We start from the raw sequence: 5,278 nt of genomic DNA, 5'->3' as shown, positions 1-5,278 counted from the left end.
GATTACCGCAAGATTGTCGAAGGCGTCAACAACACCCTGGACGCCGTGATCGGCCCGCTCAACGTCGCGGCCGAGTATGTGGACAACATCTCTCGCGGGGCGATTCCGGCAAAAATCACCGACACCTACAACGGTGATTTCAACACCATCAAAAACAACCTGAATACCTGTATCGATGCGGTGAACGCCCTGGTCGCCGACGCCAATATGCTCTCGACCGCAGCCGTAGAAGGCCATCTGGCAACTAGAGCCGATGCCACTAAACACCAAGGCGATTTTCGCAAGATTGTCGAGGGCGTGAACCTGACCCTGAATGCGGTCATAGGCCCGTTGAATGTAGCGGCTGACTATGTCGATAACATTTCCAAAGGACACATTCCGGCCAAAATCACCGATAGCTACAACGGCGATTTCAACACGATTAAAAACAACCTCAACACCTGTATCGATGCGGTCAATGCACTGGTGGCCGACGCCAATATGCTGGCAACCGCCGCCGTTGAAGGCCGTCTGCAAACCCGCGCCGACGCCAGTAAGCACCAAGGCGACTTCCGCAAAATCGTCGAAGGCGTCAATGACACCCTGGATGGCGTGATCTTGCCGCTGAATGAAGCCGTCGAAGTGCTGGCGTTGGTTGAACAAGGCGATTTGACCCGCAACGTGACAGGTAACTACAAAGGCCAGTTGGGTGAATTTAAAGACACCGTGAATAACACCGTCGCCAAACTCTCCCAAACCATTTCCGAGGTTATTTCGGCAGCGGATCAGCTGGGTAATGCCTCCGAGCAGATCAGTTCCACCTCCCAATCGCTGTCGCAAGCCGCCAGCGAACAAGCGGGCAGTGTCGAGATCACCAGCGCCAGCATCGAGGAAATGGCGGCCAGCATCAACCAGAATGCCGACAATGCCAAAGTCACCGACGGCATGGCCAGCAAAGCCGCTACCGAAGCCAGCCAAGGCGGTGAAGCCGTTAAGCAGACCGTTGACGCCATGCGCGAGATCGCCAAGAAAATCGGCATCATCGACGACATTGCGTATCAGACCAACATGTTGGCACTGAATGCGGCCATCGAAGCGGCGCGGGCCGGCGATCACGGCAAAGGCTTCGCGGTGGTGGCGGCGGAAGTCCGCAAGCTGGCCGAGCGCAGCCAAGTGGCCGCGCAGGAAATCGGCGAATTAGCGGAAACCAGCGTGGAAACAGCCGAATCGGCCGGCAAACTGTTGGATGAAATCGTCCCCAGCATAGCCAGAACCTCCGATTTGGTCCAGGAAATTGCCGCCGCGTCGCAAGAGCAATCGGCCGGTGTCAGCCAAGTCAACAATGCGATGAACCAGATGAACCAGATTACTCAGCAGAATGCGTCCGCCAGCGAACAACTGGCGGCAACCGCCGAAGAAATGACCAGTCAAACCGAACAACTGCAAACTTTGATGAGTTTTTTCAAAATTATCTCTTCCGGACACGATGTCAGCAGGTCAGCGGCCCAGGCAACATCGCGTCGGTCAGAAAGTGCAAAGCCGGCAAGTGCAAAAGCCACAGAGGATGACGCCATTGACTTGGATGCAGCTATCCAAGCACACAGTGAGTGGAAAGTTAAACTGCGGCGCGGTATCAGTCAGCATGAACACATGGATGCCGCGACCATTGGCCGGGACGATTGCTGCAAGTTGGGCAAATGGTTGCACGGTGGCGGCCAACGGCAATACCAACATTTGTCGGGTTTTCAGGACTGTCTGCATAGACATGCGCAGTTTCATCGCGAAGCCGGAAAAGTGGCCGAGGTTATTAATAGCGGCCAATATGAAACAGCCGAGTCCTTGTTAGATGCGGGCAGCGCATTTGCATTGGCGTCCAGCCAAGTCAGTGTTGCAATCGTGACATTAAAAAAACAAGCGAAGTTGTAAAACAGCAGCTTGCAGAACTTGGGTTTTGGTAACAGGAATCAGCTGAGAGAAATGACTCAAGCAACGGGCGACTAAAAGGGAAGCGGTCAACCTGATGTTGTGAAATCGGCGCGGTAAGGAATGCCGTACTACTTTATCGCGTGAGCGACGTTATGCATTTAAGAAAACTAATGAGGGTACAACAATGACAGTCACACAACGTTTGTTGTTATTAATCGGTTCAGAAGTGCTGGGTTTGGCCGGTTTGGCGGGCGTCATTCACGCGCAGGGCGTTGGCGGTTCCACCATTCTCGGTAGCGGTGGAGTCGCATTAATTCTCGATGCCCCCACTTTGATTCGCCAACAGGAGCATAACCGATTCCCAGGATGAATTTCTATTCCACTGAAAGTCTTCACAAACAGTCAAATACCGTAAGGAAAATCGTATGTTTACCAATATGAAAATTGCTACAAAGCTTGGGCTGGCCTTTGGCTTTGTTTTAAGTTTGCTGGCGCTTGTTGTCGGCATTGGTTTGAATAACATGAAATCGCTATCGGATATCACGCAAGACATAGTTAACGACGGCTACACCAAAGTCAAAATTACCGGCGAGATGATAGAAAACACCTTGTCGATTGCCCGCAATATGAATGTCCTGCTGTTATTGGACGATGAAGCCAAGATCAAAGAAACCAGGCAGGATATCCAACAAAATAGGGACGAAAACAAAGCATCTATGGATAAGCTCGAAGCGACTATAAAGTCCGAAGCTGGGCGTTCATTGCTGAAAACATTGAGCGATAGACGCCAGGAAGTCGGCAAAAAATACGATACCTTTTACGATCTGCTAGAGAACAGCAAGGGTAAACAAGAGGCTATCAATTTTCTGTTGAACGACTTCAGACCGACAAATGCCGCTTTATTAAAGGCTTTGGCGGATATCAACGAATATCAAGAGCAAAGAATGAATTCGCAGGCCAAAGATGCCGACGATCTTTACGGCTCCAGCTTCAATATTATGTTGGCTGTGGCTGTGTTTGCTCTGATTTTGAGTGTCATAGTTGCCACGATCATCATACGCAGCTTAATGCGGCAATTGGGTGGCGAACCGGATTTTGTTGCGGATTTAGCCTATAAAATTTCGCAGGGAGATTTATCTACTGCCATTCAACCTAAACAAGGCGATGAAACTAGCGTTCTGGCGAATATGAAGCAGCTTAGCGACAACATTAAGGCACTATTGGCCGAGATGGATCACATGGCTAGCGAGCATGAAAAGGGCGATATCGATGTGGTTGTCGATCAGCAAAAATTTCATGGTAGCTTCAGATCCGTCGCTAAAGGCGTAAACGATATGGTTAACGGCCATATTGCAGTTAAAAAAATGGCGGTAGGCGTATTCAAGTCATTTGGCGAAGGCGATTTCGACGCCCCCATTGAAAAGCTGCCGGGTAAAAAAGCGTTTATCAACGAGACGATTGAACTGGTGCGCGGTAACTTGAAAGCGGTAGTGGCCGACGCCAACCTGCTGTCCAAAGCCGCTGTCGAAGGCCGTTTGTCTACTCGCGCCGATGCGTCCAAACACCATGGCGATTTTCGTAAGCTGGTGGAAGGCGTCAACAACACCCTGGACGCCGTGATCGGGCCCTTGAACGTGGCCGCCGAATATGTGGACAACATCTCTCGCGGGGCTATTCCGGCGAAAATCACCGACACCTACAACGGTGATTTCAACACCATCAAAAACAACCTGAATACCTGTATCGATGCAGTGAACGCCCTGGTGGCCGACGCCAACAGGTTGTCTACTGCCGCCGTCGAAGGTCGCTTGGCCACCCGAGCGGATGCCAGCCAACACCAAGGCGATTTCCGAAAAATCGTCGAAGGGGTCAACAGCACCCTGGATGCGGTGATCGGACCTTTGAACGTCGCCGCCGATTACGTGGACAACATCTCTCGCGGGGCGATTCCGGCGAAAATCACCGACCACTACAACGGCGATTTCAACACCATCAAAAACAATCTGAACAACTGTATCGACGCGATTAGCAGCATGGTGGCCGAAGCCGCTGCGTTGGAAAAAGCGGCCATCGAAGGCCGCTTAGCCACCCGCGCCGACGCCAGCCAATACCAAGGCGATTACCGCAAGATTGTCGAAGGCGTCAACAACACCCTGGACGCGGTGATTGGCCCGCTCAACGTTGCCGCCGAGTATGTGAATAACATTTCTAAAGGTGCGATCCCCGCGAAAATCACCGACACCTACAACGGCGATTTCAACGTCATCAAAAACAATCTGAATACCTGTATCGATGCCGTTAATGCCCTCGTCGCTGACGCCAACATGCTGGCGACCGCTGCGGTCGAAGGCCGTCTGGCCACCCGTGCCGATGCGACCCAGCACCAAGGTGATTTCCGTAAAATCGTCGAAGGCGTCAACAGCACCCTGGACGCGGTGATCGGGCCCTTGAACGTCGCCGCCGAGTACGTGGACAACATCTCTCGCGGGGCGATTCCGGCAAAAATCACCGACCACTACAACGGCGATTTCAACACCATCAAAAACAACCTGAATAACTGTATCGACGCGATCAGCAGCATGGTGGCGGAAGCCGCTGCGCTGGAAAAAGCGGCCATCGAAGGCCGCTTAGCCACCCGCGCCGATGCCAGCCAATACCAAGGCGATTACCGCAAGATTGTCGAAGGCGTCAACAACACCCTGGACGCCGTGATCGGCCCGCTCAACGTCGCGGCCGAGTATGTGGACAACATCTCTCGCGGGGCGATTCCGGCAAAAATCACCGACACCTACAACGGTGATTTCAACACCATCAAAAACAACCTGAATACCTGTATCGATGCGGTGAACGCCCTGGTCGCCGACGCCAATATGCTCTCGACCGCAGCCGTAGAAGGCCATCTGGCAACTAGAGCCGATGCCACTAAACACCAAGGCGATTTTCGCAAGATTGTCGAGGGCGTGAACCTGACCCTGAATGCGGTCATAGGCCCGTTGAATGTAGCGGCTGACTATGTCGATAACATTTCCAAAGGACACATTCCGGCCAAAATCACCGATAGCTACAACGGCGATTTCAACACGATTAAAAACAACCTCAACACCTGTATCGATGCGGTCAATGCACTGGTGGCCGACGCCAATATGCTGGCAACCGCCGCCGTTGAAGGCCGTCTGCAAACCCGCGCCGACGCCAGTAAGCACCAAGGCGACTTCCGCAAAATCGTCGAAGGCGTCAATGACACCCTGGATGGCGTGATCTTGCCGCTGAATGAAGCCGTCGAAGTGCTGGCGTTGGTTGAACAAGGCGATTTGACCCGCAACGTGACAGGTAACTACAAAGGCCAGTTGGGTGAATTTAAAGACACCGTGAA

The 5,278-nt window shown here is 52.6% G+C and carries 3 protein-coding genes; all 3 read left to right on the top strand.

Annotated elements, in window-relative coordinates; genetic code table 11:
- Positions 1-1,905: methyl-accepting chemotaxis protein (locus tag G006_RS29300; protein ID WP_020485873.1), on the top strand; the 1,905-nt coding region annotated here is incomplete at its 5' end.
- Between the two features lie 184 nt (positions 1,906-2,089).
- Positions 2,090-2,275, top strand: coding sequence for a hypothetical protein (locus G006_RS0124525; protein ID WP_020485872.1), 186 nt, complete (start codon positions 2,090-2,092; stop codon positions 2,273-2,275).
- 55 nt (positions 2,276-2,330) lie between these two features.
- A partial coding sequence (locus G006_RS27425) for an MCP four helix bundle domain-containing protein (protein WP_020485871.1) occupies positions 2,331-5,278 on the top strand: 2,948 nt, incomplete at its 3' end.

It is taken from the genome of Methylomonas sp. MK1, assembly GCF_000365425.1.
Lineage (GTDB): Bacteria > Pseudomonadota > Gammaproteobacteria > Methylococcales > Methylomonadaceae > Methylomonas.
The sequence above is the reverse complement of the archived record's forward strand: the minus strand, read 5'-3'. Positions and strand labels throughout refer to the sequence as shown.

Bases quoted from the DNA above. Each gene is read 5' to 3' on its own strand.
- G006_RS0124525 (WP_020485872.1), top strand. From the start codon at position 2,090: ATGACAGTCACACAACGTTTGTTGTTATTAATCGGTTCAGAAGTGCTG.